The organism is Duganella flavida (assembly GCF_009857445.1).
Lineage (GTDB): Bacteria > Pseudomonadota > Gammaproteobacteria > Burkholderiales > Burkholderiaceae_D > Rugamonas > Rugamonas flavida.
The window spans coordinates 1-23,941 of the sequence record NZ_WWCN01000011.1; the positions used below are offsets into that span (position 1 = coordinate 1).

General features: G+C 61.9%; 23 protein-coding genes, 1 tRNA gene and 1 pseudogene. 13 read left to right on the forward strand and 12 right to left on the reverse strand.

Features of this window, described 5'->3' with window-relative positions; translation table 11 throughout:
- Positions 1–351 precede the first annotated feature (351 nt).
- The 8 genes and pseudogenes from GTP46_RS17290 (at position 352) to GTP46_RS17320 (ending at position 6,151) form a co-directional block, all read left to right on the forward strand.
- Positions 352–1,116: an SIMPL domain-containing protein gene (locus tag GTP46_RS17290; protein ID WP_161007890.1), complete on the forward strand. Its 765-nt coding sequence runs from the start codon at positions 352–354 to the stop codon at positions 1,114–1,116.
- Between the two features lie 54 nt (positions 1,117–1,170).
- Positions 1,171–1,923 carry an SIMPL domain-containing protein gene (locus GTP46_RS17295; RefSeq protein WP_161007891.1) on the forward strand — a complete coding sequence of 251 codons (753 nt, stop codon included), beginning with the start codon at positions 1,171–1,173 and terminating at the stop codon, positions 1,921–1,923.
- Between the two features lie 66 nt (positions 1,924–1,989).
- On the forward strand, positions 1,990–2,868 hold the full coding sequence (gene pssA / locus GTP46_RS17300) for a CDP-diacylglycerol--serine O-phosphatidyltransferase (protein ID WP_161007892.1): 879 nt from the start codon (positions 1,990–1,992) through the stop codon (positions 2,866–2,868).
- Positions 2,869–2,911: 43 nt separating this feature from the next.
- Positions 2,912–4,459, forward strand: a complete 1,548-nt coding sequence (locus tag GTP46_RS17305; protein ID WP_161007893.1) for a 2-isopropylmalate synthase — start codon at positions 2,912–2,914, stop codon at positions 4,457–4,459.
- Entirely contained in the window at positions 4,456–5,379 is a 924-nt protein-coding gene (locus tag GTP46_RS17310) for a sugar kinase (RefSeq protein WP_161007894.1), read from the forward strand. The genes GTP46_RS17305 and GTP46_RS17310 overlap by 4 nt, the downstream gene beginning before the upstream one ends.
- Positions 5,294–5,614 (forward strand): NIPSNAP family protein, encoded by a 321-nt coding sequence (locus GTP46_RS17315; protein ID WP_161007895.1) that lies wholly within the window; start codon positions 5,294–5,296, stop codon positions 5,612–5,614. Before GTP46_RS17310 ends, GTP46_RS17315 begins: the two co-directional genes overlap by 86 nt.
- Before the next feature lie 65 nt (positions 5,615–5,679).
- Positions 5,680–5,742 (forward strand): annotated as a pseudogene (locus tag GTP46_RS29875) (hypothetical protein); the annotation flags it as partial.
- A 43-nt stretch (positions 5,743–5,785) separates the two neighbouring features.
- The gene (locus GTP46_RS17320; RefSeq protein WP_229259015.1) at positions 5,786–6,151 is read left to right on the forward strand and encodes a hypothetical protein; all 366 of its coding nucleotides are present in this window, start codon (positions 5,786–5,788) and stop codon (positions 6,149–6,151) included.
- On the opposite strand, the gene GTP46_RS29880 is transcribed toward GTP46_RS17320, so the two are convergent.
- The 3 genes from GTP46_RS29880 to GTP46_RS17335 all read right to left on the reverse strand — a co-directional run bounded on the left by GTP46_RS29880 (position 6,148) and on the right by GTP46_RS17335 (position 9,037).
- Positions 6,148–6,762 carry an energy transducer TonB gene (locus GTP46_RS29880; RefSeq protein ID WP_161007896.1) on the reverse strand — a complete coding sequence of 205 codons (615 nt, stop codon included), beginning with the start codon at positions 6,760–6,762 and terminating at the stop codon, positions 6,148–6,150. The genes GTP46_RS17320 and GTP46_RS29880 overlap by 4 nt on opposite strands.
- A 38-nt stretch (positions 6,763–6,800) precedes the next feature.
- Entirely contained in the window at positions 6,801–7,595 is a 795-nt protein-coding gene (locus GTP46_RS17330; RefSeq protein ID WP_229258994.1) for a porin, read from the reverse strand.
- A gap of 95 nt (positions 7,596–7,690) precedes the next feature.
- Positions 7,691–9,037, reverse strand: a complete 1,347-nt coding sequence (locus GTP46_RS17335; protein WP_161007898.1) for an MFS transporter — start codon at positions 9,035–9,037, stop codon at positions 7,691–7,693.
- Between the two features lie 236 nt (positions 9,038–9,273).
- On the opposite strand from GTP46_RS17335, the gene rpsO reads away from it, so the two are divergent.
- Together rpsO and pnp are read left to right on the forward strand one after the other, a co-directional pair.
- Positions 9,274–9,543, forward strand: coding sequence for a 30S ribosomal protein S15 (rpsO, locus tag GTP46_RS17340; RefSeq protein ID WP_161007899.1), 270 nt, complete (start codon positions 9,274–9,276; stop codon positions 9,541–9,543).
- Positions 9,544–9,730: 187 nt separating this feature from the next.
- Complete coding sequence (pnp, locus tag GTP46_RS17345; RefSeq protein WP_161007900.1) at positions 9,731–11,860, forward strand: polyribonucleotide nucleotidyltransferase; 2,130 nt, start codon at positions 9,731–9,733, stop codon at positions 11,858–11,860.
- Positions 11,861–11,911: 51 nt separating this feature from the next.
- Here pnp and GTP46_RS17350 read toward each other — a convergent pair whose 3' ends face one another.
- Positions 11,912–13,285, reverse strand: coding sequence for an aminotransferase-like domain-containing protein (locus tag GTP46_RS17350; protein ID WP_202414326.1), 1,374 nt, complete (start codon positions 13,283–13,285; stop codon positions 11,912–11,914).
- A 63-nt stretch (positions 13,286–13,348) separates the two neighbouring features.
- On the opposite strand from GTP46_RS17350, the gene GTP46_RS17355 reads away from it, so the two are divergent.
- Both GTP46_RS17355 and GTP46_RS30380 read left to right on the forward strand, forming a co-directional pair.
- Complete coding sequence (locus tag GTP46_RS17355) at positions 13,349–13,585, forward strand: hypothetical protein (RefSeq protein WP_161007901.1); 237 nt, start codon at positions 13,349–13,351, stop codon at positions 13,583–13,585.
- Positions 13,586–13,685: 100 nt separating this feature from the next.
- Positions 13,686–13,853 (forward strand): DUF29 family protein, encoded by a 168-nt coding sequence (locus tag GTP46_RS30380; RefSeq protein WP_161007902.1) that lies wholly within the window; start codon positions 13,686–13,688, stop codon positions 13,851–13,853.
- Here GTP46_RS30380 and GTP46_RS17365 read toward each other — a convergent pair.
- Both GTP46_RS17365 and GTP46_RS30205 read right to left on the reverse strand, forming a co-directional pair.
- Positions 13,838–15,256, reverse strand: a complete 1,419-nt coding sequence (locus GTP46_RS17365; RefSeq protein ID WP_161007903.1) for a c-type cytochrome — start codon at positions 15,254–15,256, stop codon at positions 13,838–13,840. The genes GTP46_RS30380 and GTP46_RS17365 overlap by 16 nt on opposite strands.
- Before the next feature lie 72 nt (positions 15,257–15,328).
- Positions 15,329–16,996 carry a methyl-accepting chemotaxis protein gene (locus GTP46_RS30205; protein WP_161007904.1) on the reverse strand — a complete coding sequence of 556 codons (1,668 nt, stop codon included), beginning with the start codon at positions 16,994–16,996 and terminating at the stop codon, positions 15,329–15,331.
- Positions 16,997–17,173: 177 nt separating this feature from the next.
- Here GTP46_RS30205 and GTP46_RS17375 point away from each other — a divergent pair, with 177 nt between their 5' ends.
- The gene (locus tag GTP46_RS17375) at positions 17,174–17,887 is read left to right on the forward strand and encodes an alpha/beta hydrolase (protein ID WP_161007905.1); all 714 of its coding nucleotides are present in this window, start codon (positions 17,174–17,176) and stop codon (positions 17,885–17,887) included.
- Here the strand turns inward: GTP46_RS17375 and GTP46_RS17380 are convergent.
- The 6 genes from GTP46_RS17380 to fdxH all read right to left on the reverse strand — a co-directional run bounded on the left by GTP46_RS17380 (position 17,872) and on the right by fdxH (position 23,937).
- Positions 17,872–17,967 (reverse strand) — tRNA-Sec (locus GTP46_RS17380). The two genes, GTP46_RS17375 and GTP46_RS17380, sit on opposite strands and share 16 nt — an antisense overlap.
- A gap of 24 nt (positions 17,968–17,991) precedes the next feature.
- Positions 17,992–19,887 (reverse strand): selenocysteine-specific translation elongation factor, encoded by a 1,896-nt coding sequence (gene selB / locus GTP46_RS17385; protein WP_161007906.1) that lies wholly within the window; start codon positions 19,885–19,887, stop codon positions 17,992–17,994.
- Positions 19,884–21,329: an L-seryl-tRNA(Sec) selenium transferase gene (gene selA, locus GTP46_RS17390; protein ID WP_161007907.1), complete on the reverse strand. Its 1,446-nt coding sequence runs from the start codon at positions 21,327–21,329 to the stop codon at positions 19,884–19,886. The genes selB and selA overlap by 4 nt, the downstream gene beginning before the upstream one ends.
- Positions 21,326–22,318: a formate dehydrogenase accessory protein FdhE gene (gene fdhE / locus GTP46_RS17395; RefSeq protein WP_161007908.1), complete on the reverse strand. Its 993-nt coding sequence runs from the start codon at positions 22,316–22,318 to the stop codon at positions 21,326–21,328. The genes selA and fdhE overlap by 4 nt, the downstream gene beginning before the upstream one ends.
- A gap of 54 nt (positions 22,319–22,372) precedes the next feature.
- Positions 22,373–23,026, reverse strand: a complete 654-nt coding sequence (locus GTP46_RS17400) for a formate dehydrogenase subunit gamma (protein WP_161007909.1) — start codon at positions 23,024–23,026, stop codon at positions 22,373–22,375.
- Complete coding sequence (fdxH, locus tag GTP46_RS17405) at positions 23,023–23,937, reverse strand: formate dehydrogenase subunit beta (RefSeq protein WP_161007910.1); 915 nt, start codon at positions 23,935–23,937, stop codon at positions 23,023–23,025. The genes GTP46_RS17400 and fdxH overlap by 4 nt, the downstream gene beginning before the upstream one ends.
- Between the last annotated feature and the right edge of the window lie 4 nt (positions 23,938–23,941).

The window sequence follows — 23,941 nt, forward strand, 5'->3', positions numbered from 1 at the left end:
GCGATCACCAGCCACCCACCAAGTTCGGTGACAACACCCCCCGGATCATGGGCGACTGGGGGCAACAATCATGCCGAACTTGGCTGGCCAAAACCTTGAGGATCAAGGTCTGTATATAGTAACGGGGCGGGGTCAGCTCTGTCATTTGGACACGTAGCGCTTTTCTTTGATTTGCATCAATGCGGAAAAATGGTCGAATTTGCATATTGAGATAGATCAAAGGATTGGTCGGAGTGTCCAAATGACAGAGCTGACCCCGAATTTGGTTACAAACAGTCACCATGTCTTACAGGTGCAACCGGGAAATTCGGGTACAGTGCGGCTTGTTGTAACTTTAACTTTGGAGCCCGTATGACTATCATGAAAAACTTCGCTGCCGTTGCTGCCATCACGACGATTGCACTGGCTGCGCACGCCGCTCCGATGGAATCGCTGCCGACTACCGGCACGCTGGTGGTGGTGCCCGCTTACGGCGAAGTCAAACACGCTAACGACCAAGCCGTGATTACGCTGGCGATTGAGGAACAGGACAAGGACAAGGCCGCCGCTGCCTCGCGCGTCAACACCAAGATGAAGCAGGGCACGGAGATCGTGAAGAAGGAAGATCCGCAAGCCAGCCTGAAAACGCAGGGCTATTACACCTATCCAGTCTATCCGGAAGAGCGCATGGTGGTGAATGGCCAGCCAGCCAAGCCGCGCGTACCGACCGCATGGCGCGTCGGCCAGTACCTGCAGGTGACCACCGCCAATCTCGACAAGCTGCCGAAAACCGTTGCCGCCGCGCAGAAGATCCTGACGCTGAATGGCATCCAGTTCGGCCTGACGCCTGAAACCACCCGCAAGCTGGACGATGAGCGCATTGCTGCCACCTACAAAAACCTGAACGAGCGCATCGGCTCGATCGCCAACGCCATGGGCCGCAAGGTCGGCGACGCCGTGCTCGACACGGTTGATTTCGAAGGCTCGGGTAACTACGCCGAAGCCCGCCCAGCCGCTGAGCCGATGATGATGCGCATGTCTAAATCCGCCGGCAGCATGGACGTCGCCGAACCAAGCTTCGAACCGGGCGAAACCACTTTGCAGATGCAACTGGTAGGTAAAGTTCGATTCAAATAAAGCGCCTGTGTTTTGAGGTAAAGTATTGTCTTTACCTTAACACTGGAGCTTGCAATGAAATACCTCGTGATGGCCGCGCTGGCGGCTAGTGTCTTCTCCGCCAACGCACAATCGCTGTCCACCACCGGCACGCTGGCGGTGGTGCCGGCCTTCGGCGAGGTGAAGCACGTCAACGACCAGGTCACCGTCACGCTGTCGGTGGAGGAGGTCGACAAGGACAAAGCCGCCGCCGCCTCGCGCGTCAACACCAAGATGAAGCAGGGGCTGGAGATCGTCAAGAAAGCCGATCCGCAAGCCATCCTGAAAACGCAAGCCTATTACACCTACGCAGTCTATCCCGATGAGCCGACCCAGGTACAAGGCCAGCCGCGCAAGGCGCGCGTGCCGACCGCGTGGCGCGTGGGCCAGTCGCTGCAGGTAGTGACCACCAATCTGGACAGCCTGCCGAAAACCGTGGCCGCCGCCCAGGTCCTCCTCAGCCTGAACAATCTCTACTTCTACCTCTCGCCGGAAACCACCCGCAAGCTGGATGATGAGCGCATCGCCGCCACGTACCTGAACCTGAATGAGCGCATCACCTCGATCGCCAAGGCCATGGGGCGCAGAGCCGGCGATGCTGTGCTCGATACGGTGGACTTTGAAGGCTCGGGCAATTACAGCAACCGGGTAGAGGTGACTGGTTCGCGTGTAATGGCAATGGCTGCGCCAGCAGCGCCGCCGGGCCCGGCGGCCGTGGCTGAGCCAAGTTTCGAGCCGGGCGAGACCACTTTGTCGATGCGCTTGGTGGGCAAGGTGCGCTTCAAGTAAGGTGCCAGCCTGCGGCCGGGTCCACTATAATGATGGCGCAATCCCGATAACCAGAAACGGACCACTATGCCCAACTTTCCCCGCCGCCGCGCCAAGAGTGTCGCGGCCCAAGCCAAGCTGCCCAAAACGTCACGCTTCAGCCGTTTTGCGCGTCGCGCCCGCGGAGAGGATTTGGACCGGCCGCGCCATCGCGGCATTTATCTGCTGCCGAATGCCTTCACCACCGCCGCGCTGTTCTGCGGTTTCTACGCCATTGTGATGGCGATGAACCAGAAGTTTGAACACGCGGCGTGGGCCATCTTCATCGCCATGGTGCTTGATGGCCTCGACGGCCGCGTCGCGCGCCTGACCAATACGCAAAGTGAATTCGGCGCGCAGTACGATTCGCTGTCGGACATGGTGTCGTTCGGCGCCGCACCGGCGCTGGTGATGTACGAATGGTCGCTGCGCGGCCTCGGTAAGCTGGGCTGGATCGCAGCCTTTGTGTACTGCGCCGGCGCTGCGCTGCGTCTCGCGCGCTTCAACACCAATATCGAAGTGGTGGACAAGCGCTACTTCCAGGGCATGCCGTCGCCGTCGGCCGCCGCGCTGATGGCCGGCTTTATCCTGATGATTCTTGATCTGGACGTTGATGTATCCGGGCTGGATATGGCCTGGGTATCGTGGGGCATCGCCGTGTTTGCGGGCCTGACGATGGTCAGCAACGTGCCGTTCTACAGCTTCAAAGATGTGAACTTCCGCAAGCCGGTACCCTTCATCGGCGTGTTCCTGATCGCGCTTGGTCTGGCGCTGATCGCCATCAAACCAGCTGCCACGCTGTGGCCTTTGTTTGCGGCTTATGGCCTGTCAGGCTATGTGGTCGCCGCATGGCGCGCAGCCAAGGGCAAGAAGGTCAGTCTGATTCAAACTGATATGGACAGTGACGATCCGAGCGAACGTCACTAATTAGAGGGCGGTAGGCCCTGAGCATCAGATTCAAGGAGCAATCATGAGCAACTCATCCAACCGCCTTATCATCTTCGACACCACGCTGCGCGACGGCGAGCAATCGCCGGGCGCTTCGATGACCAAGGACGAAAAAGTCCGCATCGCCAAGCAGCTGGAGCGCCTGCGCGTCGATGTTATCGAAGCCGGCTTCGCGGCCGCTTCCCCCGGCGATTTTGAATCGATCAAGGCGATTGCCACGGCGGTGCGCGAGTCGACCATCTGCTCGCTGTCGCGCGCCAATGACCGCGACATCGCCCGCGCCGCCGAAGCGCTGCTGCCGGCTGAACGTAAACGTATTCACACCTTCATCGCCACCTCCAAGCTGCACATGGAAGCCAAGCTGCGCATGCTGCCGGAGCAGGTGCTGGAGCAGGCCCGCAACGCAGTGCGCTTCGCGCGCCAGCATACCGACGATATCGAATTCAGCCCGGAAGACGGCAGCCGCTCGGATGAGGACTTCCTGTGCCGCGTGCTGGAAGGTGTGATCGCCGAAGGCGCGACCACCATCAACTTCCCCGACACGGTGGGCTATGCGGTGCCGGAGATATTCGGCGAAACCATCCGCCGCCTGCGCGAGCGGATTCCGAATTCCGACAAGGCTGTATGGTCGGTGCACTGCCATAACGACTTGGGTCTCGCGGTGGCCAACTCGCTCGCCGGCGTGGTGATCGGCGGCGCGCGCCAGATCGAGTGCACCATCAATGGCCTTGGCGAACGCGCCGGCAATACGGCGCTGGAAGAAGTGGTGATGGCGCTGCGCACGCGCGGCGGCTACTACAATCTCGAATGCGGCATCGACACCACGCAGATTGTGGCGGCGTCCAAGATGGTGTCGCAGATTACCGGCTTTGCAGTGCAGCCGAATAAGGCGGTAGTGGGTGCGAACGCGTTTGCACACGCGTCGGGCATTCACCAGGATGGGATGCTGAAGTCGCGTGAGACTTACGAGATCATGCGCGCGGAAGATGTGGGCTGGACTGCCACCAAGATCGTGCTGGGCAAACTGTCGGGCCGTAACGCATTCAAGCAGCGCTTGCAGGAGCTGGGCATCGATCTGGAATCCGAGGCGGAAGTGAATGCAGCCTTTGCCCGCTTCAAGGAGCTGGCTGACCGCAAGGCCGATATTTTTGACGAGGATATCCTGGCGCTGGTTTCGGACGAGCAGCAGTCGCAGGAGAGTGAGTTCTATCGCTTCGTCTCGCTGGAGCAGCGCTCATCCACCGGCGAGACGCCGACCGCCAAAGTGGCGTTCTTCATTGACGGCGAGGAGCACGTCAGCGAAGGCCGTGGCGATGGTCCGGTCGATGCGACCGTCAACGCCATCGAGGGTGAAGTAGGCAGCGGCGCGGAGCTGGTGCTGTTCTCGGTGAACGCGATCAGCACCGGCACCCAGTCGCAAGGCGAGGTGACAATGCGCTTGTCGAAGGAAGGCCGCATCGTTAATGGCGTGGGCGCGGACCCGGACATCATCGTAGCCTCGGCCAAGGCCTATTTGTCGGCGTTGAACAAACTGCATTCGAAGATTGAGCGAGTGAACCCGCAACCATGACCAAGGATTTTGATGTCGTAGCATTGGGCGAGGCGATGGTGGAGTTCAACCAGGCCAAGGCCAGCGAGCCGTTGTATCGCCAAGGCTTCGGCGGCGACACCTCCAACGCGGTGATCGCGGCCAGCCGCCAGGGCGCACGCACGGCCTACCTGAGCCGCGTCGGTGACGATCATTTCGGCCGCATGCTGCTCGACCTGTGGCAGGCCGAGGGTGTGGACACCAGCGCAGTGGCGCGCGACGCGCAAGCGCCGACCGGCTTGTATTTCGTGAACCACGGACCGCAGGGGCACAGCTTCAGTTATCTGCGCGCCGGTTCAGCGGCCAGCCGTATGCTGCCGCAAACGATGGACTTGAGCGCGGCCTCGCGCACGCGCTGGTTGCATGTATCGGGCATTTCGCAGGCCATTTCGGCGAGCGCTTGCGACACCGTGTTCACGGCCATCGAGGCGGCGCGCGCGGCAGGTAGTAAAATCAGTTTCGATCCGAATTTGCGTTTGTCCTTGTGGCCATTGGCCCGCGCCCGCGCGACCATCTGCGCCACGATTGTGTTGACCGATTTGTTCCTGCCTAGCCTCGATGAAGCGGTGACGCTCGCCGGCACCGATGACGTGCTGGCGATCTTCGCGTGGGCGCGCTCGCATGGCGCACGCACCGTGGTGCTGAAGGCCGGTTCATCCGGTGCGTGGTTCGCGGAGCAGAGCGAAGAGCCACAGCTGGCCGTAGCTCGCGCAGTGCAAGCGGTAGACGCCACCGGCGCCGGCGATTGCTTCGACGGCTCGCTGCTGGCTCGCCTAGCAGCCGGCGACACGTTGGCCGATGCAGTGCGTTACGCGAATGCCAGCGCAGGCCTGTCGACGCTGGGCCACGGCGCAGTCGCACCGATTCCAACGGCAGCGCAAGTGCGTGCGGCGCTACGCTGATAATTGGGGCCGCATTATCCCTCGTCTCGGCGGCCGCCTGCTCGGCTACTTCCTGCCGCTGGAAGGCACCAATTACGAGGCTTGGGGGCTGGTGGGCTTTGACTCGCTGGGCGAGTACGAAGCGTACCGCGCGCGCTTGCGCGCAGACGGCGAGGCGCAGGACAACTTAGCCTTCGCCCAGCAGCAGCGCTTCATCCTGCGCGAGGAGCGCACCTTTACGGAGGCAGTGTTATGATCGAAGGCGCGCAGCCGCGTTTCGCGCGGGTGGCCGCAGCGATAGGCGATCCGACGCGGGCGCTGATGCTGTCGCGCCTACTCGACGGCCGCTTTTACACGGCCACCGAACTGGCGCAGCACGCAGGCGTGGCCGCGCCGACGGCCTCGCAGCATCTCAAGCTGCTGGTCAATGAAGGCTTGGCCAGCGTGCGCGCGCAGCTGCTACGGCCATCTGGCAGGTGTGCTGGGTGTGGACCTGTGTCGCTGCTTAGTCGAAAATGGCTGGGTGCAGGGCGATGCGCATCAATACGCGCTGACCACGGCGGGCGCCAAACGCGTGGGAGAGTTGGGCATCACGCTCAACGAAGCACCGCGCCAGTTGTACGGCTGCGTTGACTGGTCCGAGCGCCGCGACCATTTCGCCGGCCCGCTGGCGGTGGCGCTGCTGGATAATTTCATTGAACGCGGCTGGCTGCGCCGCAGCGACGACTCGCGTGTACTGGCCCTGACGGCCGGCGGTGCGACGTCGCTCAAGTCCTGGCTAGCGCAGGATTAATTCAGCAGCCAGCGGTACTGCATGCTGAACCAATGTTCGACTGGCTGGCCGTTTTCCGACGACGGCTTGAACTGGCAGCGCGACAGCGCGTCTTGCGCGGTCACGTCGAGAATCGCATGGCCACTGGTTTTTTCAATGCGCGAATCGCGCACCTTGCCGTCGGTGCCGATCAGGAAGCCCAGTTGGACCGTGCCTTGGTACTCGTTGCGCAGCGCCTCCTTCGGCCATTCCGGTTTCGCACAAACGTAGTATTCGGCTTTGGCTTTGGCCTTGCCCGGCTCCCATTTGAACTTCAGTTGTTGCCACTCGTCCTGCCGCGCACCGTCGGCAGGCCTGAGCGCGTAGGTGCATTTCGCTGCGGCCGTCACGGAGGCCATGTCCAATTCACGGTAGCCGCTGCTGATGGAGATCTTGATGTCCGATGCGCGGCCATCAGGCTTTACCAGCACCTGCATCTCGGTCGTGCCGGATTCCTGGTTGGCCACCGACGAAGCCGGCCACTCCGCATCGCAAGACGACGAGGTGATCACAGCGGAGGGCCGAGCTTCGGTGGGGGCAGCCATCACCGGTATGGCGATGGCGAGAGGTAGGGCGAGCAGGTATTTGAGCATGTTGGCGCGTTCAAAAAGAATTTGCCAATTTTACATGGTCAGAAGCGGAATTTGACATAGGCCGCAGGGCCGTTTAGTCGCATATTGAGGTCGGTGTTATCGCGGTTGCGATTGAGGCTGGTTTTGCTGGCGCTGTATTCTGCCACCACGCCCACTGCCGGTGTCGGATACCACTCGACACCCAGCGCGCCACTGTAGATATGACCGCGAATGGTGCCGCCGTTTTTCTTGATGCCCGAGGCATCTGCATACACCCGCACCGTATCCGATACCGCGTGCCGCCAGCCTAGCTCCAATAACGGCGCGTAAGCGTGCTCGCTTTCGTTGTAGGCGGCATTGCCGGCCACACCGTTCAGCACGCCGCTGGCCGTGCCGTCCAGCCGCGCGCGATAGTAGGCCGCGCCGACGCCCACGCCAACTACGTTGTTGTCGCTGCCGATCCACCACTTGTAGGCGAGTTTGGCCAGATCGAGTTTAAGCTTGGCGTTCAGCTTGCCGTTACCAGTCAGCGGCAAGCCGTTGATGTTGGTGCTGCCGCTGAGTGCGGGATTGTAGGTCTTGTCGTAGCGGTAGTAGTCGAAGTCCAGTCCCTGCGTATCGCCCAGCAGCAACTGCGCTTTCAGGCGCGGTAGGCTGACGTGTTCGCGCAGATAGGAGCCGGTGGCGATGCGGCCGTAATTGGTGTCGCCTTGGTAGTCGATGCGCGGCTCGGTGGAGAACGCGCCCAGCGAGAGGCTGGCGCGGTCCAGCGGTGGTGCCGGCTCCGCCGATGCGTGGACGTGGGCTGCGACCAGCGCAAGCGCGGCGGCGGCATGGATTGCTGAGCGATACATAGGGCTCCGTGTATGCAATGTTGGTGAAAAGATCATAGCAGACATATACGGAGCGGCCTCGTCGGCGCACGCCCTTGGCGGGCGTGGGATTGTTCCTACTTCGTTTCTTTGATGCGCAAGGACAGCGCCGCTGCCAGCAGCATCGATACCCCTCCCAGCATCAGCATCATCACCGCGCTGCCGTGGAATACGTGGGTCAGGAAATAGCCCATCGTCGCGCCCGAAACCAATTGCGGAATCACGATCGACATGTTGAACATGCCCATGTACATGCCCATCTTGTGCGCCGGGATGCGGCCAGCCAGGATCGCATACGGCATCGACAAGGTACTGGCCCATGCCAGCCCAATGCCGATGAACGGCAGCAGCAGCCCGGCCGGCGAGCTGACAAAGTAGATCGACAGGAAGCTCAAGCCACCGGCCAGCAGCGCCAAGGCGTGCGCGGTCTTGCGGCTGGTGCGGCGCGCGATCAATGGCAGCACGAACGCAAATGCGATCGAGGCGGCGTTGTAGACCGCACCGCATACGCCCCACCAGCTGGCGCCATCGTTATACAGCGCCGAGTGGGTATCGGTGGCGTGGTAGATGTGTTGAGTCACAGTCGCGGTGCCGTAGGTCCACATCGAGAACCAGGTGAACCAGGTGAAGAACTGCACCAGCGACAGCTGCACCATGATGCGCGGCATATGCAGGTAATCATGCACGAAGCCGCGCAGGCCGGATGGCGAAGCGGCCGTGTGGTCCACTTCAGGATGGTATTGCTGGAGTTGCTCCGGCGGATATTCGCGCGTGCGCAACACGGTCCACAGCACCGCGCCAAGGTAGACGGCGCCGCCGATGTAGAACGAGTACACCACCGAGTCTGGCGTATGGCCCGGCGCGGCGGTGTTGGCGATATTGAACCAGTTTTGCAGCACGTAGGGCAGGGCGGACGCTGACACCGCGCCGACGCCGATGAAGAAGGTCTGCACGGCATAGCCGGTGGTCAGCTGCTCTTTAGGCAGCATGTCGCCGACGAAGGCGCGGAACGGTTCCATCGAGATGTTGATCGCCACGTCCAGCACCAGCAGCATGGCGGCGGCGGTCCACAGCACGCTCGCATTCGGCATGCCAAACATGCCCAGCGTGGCCAGGATGGCGCCCAGCAGGAAGTAGGGACGGCGCCGGCCAAAGCGGCCCCAGGTGCGATCGCTCATGTAGCCAAGGATGGGCTGCACCAGCAGGCCAGCCAGCGGCGCGGCGGTCATCAGGTAGCCGATCTTGTCGAGCTCGGCACCCATGGTTTCGAAGATACGCGGCACATTGCTCTGCTGCAGCGCAAAGCCGGCCTGAATGCCGAGAAAGCCAAAACTCATATTCCAGATGGCCCAGAACGAGAGGCGCGGTTTGGTCACCGCCTTGGCTGCGGCGGGTGCCGCCGCCGGTGCTGTTGCGTGCTGCATATGCTGTCTCCGTCGATTTTTTGTTAGCGTATTATCCACTCAAAAAGTAGTTTGACTACAAAAATCAACGGCAATTCTTTGTATTTGCGCTACATCCAGAACAGCCGCCATCAAAAAAGGATACACGGGTCTGGTTTTCCGCTATACTTCCGGGTCTGGTCTTTCCGACCGGGTTTTATTGTAATCACGGTGAGCAGGGTTCCGACTCCGCGCACCGCATGTTAAAGGTAAATATCATGACCGTAGAAAACATCAACAAAGCAGCGATCATCGCTGACAACGCACGTGGCGAAAAAGACACCGGCTCCCCAGAAGTGCAAGTTGCACTGCTGACCGCCCGCATCAACGAACTGAACGGCCACTTCAAAGCCCACAGCAAAGATCACCACTCCCGTCGTGGTCTGATCATGATGGTTAACCGTCGTAAATCCCTGCTGTCGTACCTGAAGGGCAAAGATGCAACCCGTTACCGCGATCTGATCGCTAAACTGGGCCTGCGTAAGTAATTTTTGCGCCGTCCGGCTTAAATCAAAATGCCTGCGCCAGTTTGCTGTCGCGGGCATTTTGTTTTTCATGGGTTAGAAAATTGCTAAGTAGTATTTAGTAATGCAGCAAAGGTGGCCTTCCCGGCGACCTGTGGTGAGGTGAACGACAGCTCCTGAAAATCTGTCGGCAAATAGAAAGGGATTACCCATGTTTAATAAAGTTACGAAAACCTTCCAGTACGGTCAACACACCGTCACGCTGGAAACCGGCGAGATCGCTCGTCAGGCCTCCGGCGCAGTGATGGTGTCGATTGAAGACACCGTCATTCTGGCAACCGTGGTAGCGCGTAAAGACGCGAAACCAGGCCAGGACTTCTTCCCGCTGACCGTCGACTACCTGGAGAAAACCTACGCAGCCGGTAAAATCCCGGGCGGTTTCTTCAAACGTGAAGGTCGCCCTTCGGAAAAAGAAACCCTGACTTCCCGCCTGATCGACCGTCCGATCCGTCCGCTGTTCCCAGAGGGCTACCTGAACGAAGTGCAAGTGGTGATCCACGTGCTGTCGGTCAACCCAGAAATCGATCCAGACATCGCTTCGATGATCGGTGCTTCGGCCGCGCTGTGCGTGTCGGGCGTGCCATTCAATGGTCCGATCGGCGCCGCCCGCGTGGGTTACGCCAACGGCCAGTACATCCTGAATCCTACCGTTGAACAACTGAAAACCTCGCAGATGGATCTGGTGGTTGCCGGTACCGAAACCGCCGTGCTGATGGTGGAATCGGAAGCCAAGCAGTTGTCCGAAGAAATCATGCTGGGCGCAGTCGTGTTCGGCCACACCGAAATGAAAGCAGTCATCGACGCGATCCACGAACTGGTGCGCGACGGCGGCAAGCCTGAGCAAGTGTGGACCGCTCCTGCCAAGAACGAAGCCCTGATCGGCCGCGTCGCCCACTTCGGCGAAGCCAAACTGCGCGACGCTTACCAGACCCGCGACAAGCAAGCCCGTACCGACAAGCTGCGCGCTGCGTCGGCTGAAATCTCGGCTGACTTGGCTGCTGAAGCTGCCGCTGCCGGCGTTGCTGCGCCGGATGGCGTTGACGTTGGCAACATCCTGTTCGAGATGGAATCGAAGATCGTCCGTTCGCAGATCCTGGAAGGCGAGCCACGTATCGACGGCCGCGACACCCGTACCGTGCGTCCAATTTCGATCCGTACCTCGGTCCTGCCGCGTACCCACGGTTCGGCTCTGTTCACCCGTGGCGAAACCCAGGCACTGGTCGTAGCGACCCTGGGCACCGCCCGTGATTCGCAGAAGATCGATGCACTGATGGGCGAATTCACCGACCCATTCATGCTGCACTACAATATGCCTCCGTTCGCCACCGGCGAAACCGGCCGCGTAGGTACGCCTAAGCGCCGCGAAATCGGTCACGGCCGTCTGGCCAAGCGCGCGCTGATCGCTGCACTGCCTTCGCAAGAAGAGTTCAGCTACTCGGTGCGTCTGGTATCGGAAATCACCGAATCGAACGGTTCGTCGTCGATGGCTTCGGTCTGCGGCGGCTGCCTGGCGCTGATGGATGCTGGCGTGCCAATGAAAGAGCACGTGGCGGGTATCGCCATGGGCCTGATCAAAGAAGGCGGCAAGTTCGCTGTGCTGTCCGACATTCTGGGTGACGAAGATCACCTGGGCGACATGGACTTCAAAGTAGCCGGTACCCGCAACGGTATCACCGCGCTGCAGATGGACATCAAGATCCAGGGCATTACCAAGGAAATCATGCAAGTGGCACTGGCGCAAGCCAAAGAAGGCCGCGAGCACATCCTGGGCGAAATGCAAAAGGCTGTGCCAACCGTGAAGACCGAACTGTCGGACTTCGCACCACGCCTGATCACCATCAAGATCAACCCAGAGAAGATCCGTGACGTGATCGGTAAAGGCGGCGCCGTGATTCGCGCGCTGACCGAAGAGACCGGCACCCAGATCGACATCAGCGACGAAGGCGTGGTCACCATCGCTTCCGTGGATGCTGCTGCTGGCCAGGAAGCCAAGCGCCGCATCGAAGAGCTGACCGCATCGGTTGAAGTAGGCAAGACCTACGACGGCGTGGTTCTGAAGTTGCTGGACTTCGGCGCTATCGTTCAAGTCATGCCAGGCAAAGACGGCCTGCTGCACATCTCGCAGATCGCCAATGAGCGTGTGAACGCTGTTGCCGACTATCTGAAAGAAGGCCAGCAAGTACGCGTCAAAGTTCTGGAAACCGACGACCGCGGCCGTCTGAAGCTGTCGATGAAAGCTGCTGCTGAAGAAGCCGCCGCTGCTGCTGCCAGCGCACAGTAATCGCTGAGTAGTCCCCAAGAAGCCGCCCGCGCGCAAGCGTCGGCGGCTTTTTTATTGTTGGGGTCGTCGTGCAAGTAGATGGGACAGCCGTTGAAGACCAGCTTGCAAGTGTCCACGGTCCTTGATGCTCCCTAAGGAGATCCGGATCGCATTTACGGATGTGGTGCCAGTGGCGAACGCCTCCGCCGGTGTAACGGCGATCCCCTCGTTGTCGGCGGCATGTGCGAGCTGTGAGGAGTTCCAGTACGCCGGCAATTCGAGCCATACATGCAGTCCGTCGCCGGCGCCGACGTACCGTCCCGCCAGAATATCGCGCGCCATCCGGTGACGCAGGCGCGCTTCTTTGCGTATGCCTTCCATCAATCCCCCGGCCGAACCGTCTAGTATCCACTGCGTGGCCAGTGCGGATGTCAGGGGCGCGGCCATCAGCGCAAATGATCTGAGTGCTGCGAGGAAGCGTTCGCGTTGCTGCGGGTCGCGTATCAGCACGAAGGCGACACGCAAGCCGGGTGTCAGGCATTTCGACAGGGTTGCGATGTAGTACACCTGCTCCGGCGCAAATGTGGCAATCGGTGGTGGCGGGGCATCGGCCAGCAGCCAGTAGGGATCGTCCTCGATAATGCGTACATTGCAGCGCTTGGCGATGCTGGCGAGCTCTTTGCGCCGGCGTGCCGGCATGGTGGTGGCGGTCGGGTTCTGTAATGTCGGATTGAGGTAGACCAGCGCAGGCTGATGCTGGCGGCACGCTGCCTCCAGCATCCCGGGCAGCATTCCGTGCTGGTCCGTTGCCACCGCAACCAGGCGCCGGCCGAATTGGGTCGCTGCGGCACGCAAGCCTGGATAACTCATCGGCTCTGCCAGGATCACATCGCCAGGCTTCGTCAGCGCAAGGATCAAGGCGGCGATCGCCGCTTGCGCTCCAGGGCAGACCATCAGCTGCCGGGCATCCAGATCGCCAAACATCGGCGCGAGCCATTGGGCGCCAGCTTTGCGGTCTGAGTCGCTTCCCCCGGCCAGGTGGTAAGCCATCAGCATTTCATTGTCTGCTCGCATCAGCACTTGCGACAAGCCTTGTTTCAACATATCGTCGAAGTCCACGCCATCGGGCGGTGGCGGGGTGTTCATGCTGAGGTCGAGGATGGCGTTCAGTTCCACTTTGGGCGCTGCGACATACGTGCCTCGGGCGCCGCGGCCCTCCAGCAGGTTGCGGCGCCTGGCTTCGTCGTATGCGCGCGTGATGGTCGTCAGGTCGACGTCCAGCTGCGCTGCCAGCTGGCGCTGCGGAGGCAGGCGGTCGCCTGGTTTCAGCGCTCCGTCTATGACTGCCGTCTGCAACGCATCTGCGATCTGCAAAAAACGTGGCCCGCCGTGCACCGCCAATCGCGGCAACCAGATTTCATCTTGTATGGTTTTCAACTGGGACATTTTGTCTCAATGTATGGATATTGCTTTTAAGTAGTATGCCAGTAATAACCTGGAATATTCAAAATGATCGATTGGATCCCTGTAGTCTTCGTTGTGTTCAAGTTTCTTGTGCTCGTCACCGGAATGTTCTTTGCCATCAAGTGGCATTACGACCAAGGGAAGAAGGGGCGGGAGAAGGAGCGGCGCGCGGTGCTGCGCGCGGCAGGCAAGGTGGCCGCAATCTTCGTGCTGGCGCTGCTGGGCCTGGGACTGCTCACTTTCTTCCTTGTCAGGATGCTGGGTATGGACTTGAACTTCTGAACTTCTTGGCTGTTCTGCTGGTCTAAACGCAGAGGCGGTTGCCATGAGTACCGGTTACGAAGAGGATGTGGCTGCTCGGGCCAAGGGGAGGGTAGCGTAAATGAGGGCCGGGCAGTGGGCGTTGCTGGATGTAGAGCATATCGCCGAGGAAATCGAGGATATGAACATCAGCCATCGCCATCAACTGGCAGCCAACTTCACGGATTTGCCCAAAGACCGTGAGTGGGTCTTTGGGCTCGTTCTGAAGGAGGGTTACTTGCCGTCGTAAGTCACGCGGAAGATGCGGCCGCCGTAGTCGTCGGAGACCAGCAGCGAGCCGTCGGCCAGCGAGACCACGTCGACCGGGCGGCCGACCACTTCGTCGCCACGCAGGAAGCCTTCGATAAAGGCGGTGTCGCTCACCAGCTTGTTGCCGTACAGCGTAATGAAGCGCACGGTGTAGCCGATCTTGGTGCTGCGGTTCCACGAGCCGTGCTCGGCGACGAAGATGTTGTTGCGGTACGCTTCAGGGAACTGCTTGCCGGTGTAGAAGCTCAAGCCCAGCGGCGCCACGTGCGGCCCCAGCTTGGCGACTGGCTCGACAAACTCCTCACACGTGCGGCCCTTGCCGAACTCCGGATCCGGCACCGCGCCGCCGTGGCAGTACGGGAAGCCGAAATGCTGGCCGAACTTGGTCAGCACATTCAGCTCGCACGATGGCGTGTTGTCGCCCAGTTCGTCGCGGCCGTTATCGGTGAACCACAGCTGCTTGGTCGAAGGATGGAAGGCAAAGCCCACCGTATTGCGCACGCCGCGCGCCACTTCTTCCAGCTGGCTGCCGTCCGGATTCATGCGGTAGATCTTGGCGCTTTTGGTGTCGTCGGTGTCGCAGATATTGCACGGCGCGCCGACCGGGATGTAAAGCTTGCCGTCCGGGCTGGCCTTGATCACTTTTTCGCCGTGCCATTTATCGTTCGGCAGGCTGACCTTTACCACTTCGTACGACGGCTTTTGCGCGTAGCGCTTGTCGATGTTGTCGAAGCGGATCACGCGGCTGATTTCGCCCACGTACAGAGCGCCGTTCAGCAGCGTCACGCCGATCGGGTTTTCCAGTCCTTCGGCGATGGTGACCACGTCGGCGCCTTGCTTGTCGGCGCGCGGTACCAGCGCATACACCTTGCCGGCCTTGCGCGAACCAACGTAGACGATGCCGCTGTCCGACACCGCCATGCTGCGCGCGGCAGTCGCGCCTTCAGCATAGACGCTGATGTGGAAGCCCTTCGGCAGTTTGAAGCCGCCCAGCAAATCGGTCGCCGCCGGCTTGGCCGCAGCCGCAGCCGCAGCCGAGGCAGTGGTAGCCGGTGCTACCGCCAGTTGCTTGTTGGCGTTGGAAGCGACGTAGGCGGCCAACAGCGAAATCTGCTGTGGGTTCAGCGTCCCCGACCAGGCCGGCATATTCTTCTCCGGCACGCCGTTGCTGATGACCTTAATAAGATTGGCCTTGGTCGGCGCGCCGTGGAGCCACGCGTGGTCACCGAGAGTAGGGCCGACTGCGCCCTCCAGTTTGGTGCCATGGCAGGCCGCGCAGTTGGCTTGATAAAGTTGTTCGGCAGTCTGTGCCGGCGCCGCGTGCGCGGCAAAGGAGGCGAGCGCCATGCCGATGGCGGCGGCTTGCAGAGCGGTCTTTTTCATTGCTTGTGTCCCCTGATGAGTGATGCCGACATTGTACAAGCTGTACTGCTGACATCACATCATCTTACGGGATCAGCGTGCAGTGCCGGTACGCTGTTGTGCTGGCGCTGCCAGGCGCGCCGAGGCTGGTTGAGTGGCATGCGCCCGCGCGCGGCCGATCGGCGTCACGCTGGCCGCTTGCGCCGCGCCATCCACCTTGAACACGCTGACCAACTCGGCCAGATGGGTGGCTTGCCCTTGCAGCGCGCCAGCCGCCGCCGAAGCCTCCTCGACCAGCGCGGCATTCTGCTGCGTCACGCCATCCATCTCGATTATGGCGCGGTTGATTTGCTCGATGCCGGCTTCCTGCTCGCTGCTGGCGGCGGTGATCTGCGCCATGATCTCGCTGACATTGCGGATGCTGTGCACCACTTCCGCCATCGTCTTGCCGGCTTCGTCGACCAGCATGCCGCCGTTGCTGATCTTTTCCACCGATTCGCTGATCAGGTGCTTGATATCCTTGGCGGCGCTGGCCGAACGTTGGGCCAGCGTGCGCACTTCCTGCGCCACCACGGCAAAGCCGCGGCCTTGTTCGCCGGCGCGCGCCGCTTCCACTGCCGCGTTCAAGGCCAGGATATTGGTCTGGAAGGCGATGCCGTCGATCACGCCTATGATATCGACGATCTGGCGCGACGAAGCACTGATCGCTTCCATCGTGCTGACCACGCCACCCACCACTTCGCCGCCACGCGCCGCCACACTGGAGGCGCTGGCTGCCAGTTGGTTGGCCTGGCGCGCCGACTCGGTATTTTGCTTAACCGTGGCGGTCAGCTCTTCCATCGAGGAAGCGGTTTCTTCCAGCGAAGCGGCCTGCTGCTCGGTGCGCGAGGACAGGTCGAGGTTGCCGCTGGCGATTTCATCGGAGGCGGTAGCGACTGCTTCGGTACTGCTGCGCACTTCGCTGACGATGGCGGCCAGGCGTTCTCGCATGGCGGCAATGCTGTACAGCAGGCTGCTGCGGTCACCCGCTTGCAGTTGCACGTGCACGGTCAGGTCGCCGCCGGCGATGCGGTCGGTGATGCCGGCCGCGTAGCCTGGCTCGCCGCCCAGCTGTTTCAGCAGCGAGCGGCTGATCAGCCAGCCCAGCAGCAGCGCTGCCGCGACCGAGGTGGCGCTGAGCACGAAGATCATCCACGCCGAGCTGCTGCTACGGTTGTGGATGGTGACGCCGATCTCGTCGATCACGGCTTGCTGGCGCGCTACCAGCGCACCCATCTGATTGACGTAGGCGACGCCGGCCGGCATGAATTCCTGCTCAATGATCTGGCGGGCCTGGCCCATCTCTCCGGCTGCCTTGGCGCCCAGCGCCCGCTTGCGAGCGTCCTGGTACACCTTGCGCTGGGCCTGGGCGGCGTCAAACAGTGATTTGGCCTGCGCATCGGTCAGTAATTCGACAATCTGGCGCTGGTTGGCTTCGGCGATTTTGGAGTTGGCGGCGATGCCGTCCTCGAACATTTTTTGCGATGCTGCATCGCCGGCTTCGGCAGCGGCCAGCGCGCGCTGCACGTTGGCCTCGACGATGGCTCTCCAAGCGCTGACCAGCCGTTCCGTCTTCAGGTGCTGGGCCAGCAGGGCGTCAGTGTCGGCTGCGGTCTGGCGAATGCTCAGCCAGCTGGCGGTGGCAACGGCCAGCAGTAGCAGCAAGGTGGCGCCAAAGCCTATGGCCAGCCGGTTGCTGACCTTCATTTCAGATAATTTCATAATGCCTCCGTATATCAGCGGTTGTTTGGGTGATGAGGTGTGTCTCGGAGGTTTTGTTATTAAAAAGAAACATAAGTTTCAATGCGGAATTTTATCACTGAATGATTATGCCGTGTGGCAACACCAAATAAACTACCTGGATTTACAAAACTGCCCAGCTTGGATAGGCTGCGTGGCATGTCTACCATCATTGATTTCGAAGCGCCGTTTGACGGCATGGTGCTGAAAGCCGACCACTACGTGGGTAGCGACAGCAATCGCATCTTGTATTTGCACGGCGCCGGCGCCAGCACGCGGCACGGCCATCACATGCTGCGCGCTGCCTTGCAGCAGCGCGGACTGGGCAGCGTGTGCTTTGACGCCATCGGCCACGGCGAGACTGGTGGCTCGCTGGCGCATTCGTCGGTGGCCAGCCGCACGCGGCAAGCGCAAGCGGTGCTGAAGGCGCGTGAGCTGCCGGAGCCGCTGGTGGTGTTCGGTTCCAGCATGGGCGCGTACAACGCCATCCGTTTGACGCAGCAGCACAAGGTCGATGCGCTGGTGCTGATCGTACCTGGCGTGTACACGCCGGCCGCTTACGAGGTGCCGTTCGGTCCCGAGTTTTCAGCCGTGATCCGCCGCGAGCGCAGCTGGTCCGATAGCGATGCCTGGGACATCCTGTCGCGCTTTGAAGGCCGGCTGCTGGTGATCCACGCCGAACACGACGCCGTGATTCCGCTGGAGATTTCGGAACGCCTGGTCGCTGCTGCCACCCGTGCCGAATCGCGCCAGCTGCACATCGTCCGCGGCGCTGAGCACAACCGCCTATGGGCGCTGCTGGCTGATACTCCGGCCGACTTCGATGCGGCAGTGGAGATGGTTGTGGCTGTGGTAAATGGCGGAAGGCAGTAGGAGTCGAACTTACGAGGGAGCGGCTGACGCCCCCCACCGGGTTTGAAGCCCGGCCCCATCACCGGATGAGTATGCCTTCCTTGGAACTAGTCGCCGTTATAAGATCAAGCGGCGTTCGGCCTGACCAGGTGCTGGTTGCCGACCCGCCGAGTATAGCCGACGCGGTCGAAGAACTCCAATACCTGTATGGCTCGCTTGCGACCGAGGCCGGTGGCGTCGCGGAAGGAAGCGGCCTGCACTTCGGGCAGCGTGGCCACGATGCGCGCCAGTTCATCCAGCCGTTGCGGATGGTAGAACAGATCCTTCACCACTTGATTCAGTTCGCCGGTCTTCGACAGTTTGAGCAGCAGGCGGCGCACTTCCGCTTCCGCCATCGAATGCTCGCGCATCAGGTCACGCACCCACGGCGGATCGAAACCGCCGGCCAGCAGCGAGGCCAGTAGCGGCGCGGCTTGCGCGTGTTCTTCGGCGCTGAGCTCCACGCTGTGGTCGGGCAGGTGCAGGCTGCGGCCGCGCTGCTTGATGTCGCCGGTGGCAAGCAGTGTTTCTATCAGCCGGCTCCACAAGCGGTCTTCCATATCGGGTGAGACGATGCGCTTCAGGCGCCACAGTTCCGGGCCTGCGTCGTCCGCCGCGCGTGCATGGAAATCGGCCAGTGCGGCCAGCACGCATGCTTGCAGTGCCTGCACCTCGGCTTCGGCGATCAGCAGCGTGTCGCCGCCTTGCAGCGGCACTTCCACCGTGCCGGCGGGCGCGATGATCTGTGATGCCGGCAGTTGTGACAAGCGCACCAGCATCGATGCGCGCAAGCCGAGCGGCCCACGCGCCAGCAGCGCTGCGATGTCCCCGCCGGCGATGAAGTCAGCGAGTGCTTGCAGCCACGCGCTGCGCGCTGGGCTGCGGCGTTTGCGCGCGGGCCCGAACGGATCGAGCACCACGCCGCCGCCGATGGTGGCGGTGGCTTGTGCGTTGCGGATCACGAAGCGGTCGCCGGGCACGGCGTGCACCGGTGCGTCCAGCACCAGCTGCACGCGGCCTGTGCGGCCTGGCGCCAGCGCATCATCATCAAGCGGCACCACGTTGGCCGTGTGATGTGCAGCGCCGAGGTGTACGTGCACCGGCGACCACGGTTTGAGCGTCAGGCCACAGTCCAGCATCAGCGTCAGTTCCACGTCCACGCGCGGCGAGCATTCGGCCAGCGCCGGCGCCACTACCCACGTGCCGCGCGCGATATCATCCTTGCTTGCGCCGCTCAGGTTGAGCGCCAGCCGCTGGCCTGCTCGCCCCATTTCTGCTGGCCGGTTTTGCGCATGAATGCTACGCACGCGCACCTGCTGTCCAACGGGCGCCAGTTGCAAGGTATCGCCCACGCGGACGCTGCCCGCCAGCGCAGTGCCGGTGACGATGGTGCCTTGTCCTGCCAGCGTGAATACGCGGTCCACGCCAAGCCGGAACAAACGCCGCTCGTCGCTGGCGGGCAGTGTGGCCGCAATCCCGGCGAGGTGCTGCCTTAGCGCTCGCACACCGGTGTCGTCGGCCGCCGTTGCGTTGGTGCGGAAGATGTGCGCACCGGCGAAATCGGTAGGTGCGAGCAAGGCGTGGATCTCATCTTCCAGCTGCTCCAGCCGCGCTATGTCCGCGCGATCGATCTTGGTCAGCGCCACCGCGCCGCGCTTTACGCCCAGCAGGCGCAGGATGGCGAGATGTTCCAGCGTCTGCGGCATGATGCCATCGTCGGCGGCGATCACCAGCAGCGCGGCGTCGATGCCAGTGACGCCGGCCGCCATCGTACGGATGAATTTTTCGTGGCCCGGTACATCGATCACACCGAGGATTTCACCGTCCGGCGCATCCGCGCGCAATGGTGTGTAGGCGTAACCGAGTTCGATGGAGATGCCGCGCGCCTTTTCTTCCTTCAGGCGATCGGTGTCGACACCCGTCAGCGCGCGTGTGAGCGTGGTCTTGCCGTGGTCAATATGCCCTGCGGTACCGACGATCATGCCGGGAGCAGGGAGAGTTGATCGAGGAAGCGCTGTTGCTGGTGCTCTTGCAGGCAGCGTAGGTCCAGCCACAGCGCGTCTTGCGCCACCCGGCCAATCACCGGCAAGGGCAGGGCGCGCAGGCGCTGTTCCAGCACGCCGAGCGCATTGCTGATGCGGCCTTCCGCTGCTGCGCGTACCACCAGTCCGTGACTCGGCAACTGGTCGACCGGTAGTGCGCCGCTGCCGATCTGGCTCATCATCGCTTCGTCGCTGACCACATAGCCAGCGCCCAGCGCCGCCTGCAGTTGCGGCAGGATGGCTTGCGCTTGCGCGCGCATGGCGGTGGCGGGACGGGTCAGCAGCTTGAGTGTGGTCAGGCGCTCCGGCAGCAGGTCGGGCGCGCGATACAGCGCGAGCACTGGTTCCAGCGCGGCCAGCGTCAGTTTGCCGACGCGCAGGGCGCGCTTCAGCGGATTCTTTTTGATTTGTGCGATCAGGTCTTTGCGGCCGACGATGATGCCGCACTGTGGGCCGCCCAGCAGCTTGTCGCCGCTGAAGGTGACCAGGTCTGCGCCGCCTTCGATAGTTTCGCGCACGGTGGTTTCGTGCGGCAGGCCGTATTGTTCAAGATCGACCAACGTGCCGCTGCCCAGGTCCACGGCCAGCGGGATGTTGTGTTTCTTCGCCAGTGGCGACAGCTGGTCCAGTTCCACGCTTTTGGTGAAGCCGGTGATGGCATAGTTGCTGGTGTGGACCTTCATCATCAGCGCGGTTTGCGGGCCGGCTGCTTCGTCGTAGTCCTTCAGGTGCGTGCGGTTGGTGGCGCCGACTTCGCGCAGCACTGCACCGGCGCGCGTCATTACGTCCGGGATGCGGAAGGCGCCGCCGATTTCTACCAGTTCGCCGCGCGAGACGATTACCTCTTTGCCGAGGGCCACGGTGTTCAGCATCAGCAGCACGGCGGCGGCGTTGTTGTTGACGAGGGTGGCCGCTTCGGCGCCGGTCAGCTCCAGTAGCAGGTCTTCGATCAGGTTATCGCGGTCGCCGCGTTTGCCGGTATCGATGTCCCATTCAAGGTTCATCGGCCAGCGCAGCGCTTCCACCACGGCTTGCACGGCGCTGTCGGGCAGCAGGGCGCGGCCAAGGTTGGTGTGCAGGACGGTGCCGGTAAGGTTGAATACTGGGCGCAGCGGCGAGGTGTTTTGTTCGCGCAGGCGTGTGGCCAACATTGCCAGCAGCGATGGGATGCTGGTGTCAGGCGCTCCGGCCGCCGTCGCCGCCGTGCCACCTTCGCGCGCGGCCAACAGCATGGCACGCAGCTCGGCCAGCAAGGCGCGAGCGGCTTCCAGCGTCTGCACGCGGCCATATTCCGCGATCAGCGCTTCGCAGCCGGCGTCCGACAGGATCAGGTGGACGGCCGGCAGGCGGATCGCGCTGCTGGTGGCGGAAGACGCGGTCATTCTGCGTTGAACCACAACAGGGGATTACCGCTGGCGCGGGAGTAGCCTGCTTCGCCGACCAGCAGGTCGAGCGCCAGACTGGCCAGGTCGTCGGCCAGCGGCTCGACGTGCAGGTCATGTTCCTGATTGAAGATCTTGCGGTAGGTGTGGCAGTCGTCGCAGGTTTCAGCGCGTGCCACTTTGCTTGGATCGTTGGCCTTGTTGGCTGGATCCGGCGCGCCTTCTTCCGGTTCGATGCTCTGGTAAGCCACCTTGGATGTGTTCTCGCAGCAGGAGCACTTCACGCGCACCATGTGCCACTCGCTGGCGCAGCAGCTGCAATGCAGGTAGCGATAGCCCTGTGACTGCCCGCCGATCCGGATTGCCGAAGCCACCGGATGCGCGCCGCACACCGGGCATAAAGTATTGGTCACCAGCGGCTGCACGCTGCGGCCATTGAGCTGGCTGGCGCGCGCGGTCCACATTACTTGCAGGGCAGCCGCCACGAACGGCGCATGCAGCGGGTGCACGCCCTCCGTCAGTTCGGACAGCACGGCATCGGCGCAGCCTTCCAGCTCCGAAGCATCGAGCGCGCGCAACTCCGCCAGCACCACCGCGAGTTGCGGCTGGCTGGCTGCAAGCGAGTCCAGTTGATCGAGAATGGCGTCGAACACGCGCCGCCACACGGCGGGACGCTGGCCGCTGACCGGCAGTGGCGGCATGTGATGGTCGATCGCCAACTGGATGTCGGCGGCATCAGGCAGGGCGAAGGTGTCCGGCGGCAGGGTACGCAGCACGGCTGCCTGCGCATCTACCAGCGCCGCCATCAGGTTGAGGTAACCGGACAGTGTTTCGCCGACTGGAATGCCTTTGATTTGATTGCCGGCCAGCTGACGCAAACGCGCGGCGCGCGTAGTGAACAGGCTGCGCGCATCCGGCAGCAGCAGGCGGGGTATGGAGGTGTGATCGAGCGCCTCGATCTCACCGGGTTCTAACAAGCGTTGTACCAAAAAATTCTCCAATTAGCGGATGGTGAATGCTCCTGGCGCAAGGAGCATTCTATCCTAGTCGCGGCTCTTGCGAACCACTTCTTCGAACCAGCGCGGATGGTGCTTGCGCGCCCACCCGTAAGTGACGGTGCCGCGCACCATCGCCCCGATCGATCCCTTGACCCAGAACGCCGCGTAAATGTGCACGATGATGGAACAGATCAGCACAAACGCGCAGAAGGCATGCAGCAAAGCCGCCAGCCGCACGATCTCGATCGGGAAGTAAAACGCGAAGTAGGCGCGCCAGATCACAATGCCGGACAACAGCAGCCCGCACATGCAGCCGATCAGCGTGAAGAACAGCAGCTTCTGGCCGGCGTTGTACATGCCGATCTTGGGCAGCTTCTCTTCGCGGTTGTTGAGCACATCGTCCATCTGCTTGAGCCACTGCTTGTCGGCTTTGTCGAGATGGTTATGGTGCCAGAAGCGCAGCACCAGAATCGCAAACGACACAAACATCACCAGTCCGATAAACGGATGCAGGATGCGGGTCCACTGGCCGCCGCCGAGGAACACGGCCAGCCACGCCGTCGCCGGGTGGAACATGGCCAGCCCGGAAACGGCCAGCAGGATAAAGCAGATGGCAGTGATCCAGTGGTTACTACGCTCGTTAGGCGTGTAGCGCTGGATCAGTGGGTTGCCTTCTTTATCGCGGTTGGGTGAGCTCATGGCGCTTCCTCCCTGATGCGTTTAGCTTCCTCGACTGCTTCTGCTTCCTCTGCTTTGGACACCTCGTTCGGACCCACGCGCGAGTAGTGGAACCAGCCCGCCAGCGCCGTCATGGCGATGCCCGCCAATGCCAGCGGCTTGGTCAAGCCTTTCCACAAACCGACGGTGACGCTGATGCTTGGATCCTTTTTCAGGCCGTGGTACAGCGACGGCTGGTCCGCATGGTGCAGCACATACATCACGTGCGTGCCGCCCACGCCGGCGGGATCGTACAAGCCCGCTTGCTCAAAGCCGCGCGACTTCAGGTCCGTGATGCGTTCTTCCGCATGCTCCTTCATGTCCTCCTTGGTGCCGAACATAATGGCGCCGGTAGGGCAGGTCTTCACACACGCAGGTTCCTGGCCGACAGCCACGCGGTCCGAGCACAAGGTGCACTTGTAGGCGCGGCTATCCTGCTTGGAGATGCGCGGCACATCGAACGGACAGCCGGCCACGCAGTAGCCGCAGCCGATGCAGTTCTCCTGATGGAAATCCACAATGCCGTTGGTGTACTGCACGATCGCGCCCGGCGAAGGGCATGCCTTCAGACAGCCCGGATCTTCACAGTGCATGCAGCCGTCCTTGCGGATCAGCCATTCGAGATCGCCTTTCGGATTTTCGTATTCCGAGAAGCGCATCACGGTCCACGACTGTGAGGTCAGGTCGATTGGATTGTCGTACACGCCGGTGGTCTCTCCCACCTCGTCGCGCAAATCGTTCCACTCCATGCAGGCGGTTTGGCAAGCCTTGCAGCCGATGCATTTGGAGACGTCGATCAGCTTGGCGACAGTGCCGGTCACCGGGGTACGCGCTTGCGGCGGCGTCACCGTGGTGGCCGACATGCGTTTGATATCAAGTGATTGTAGTGACATATTT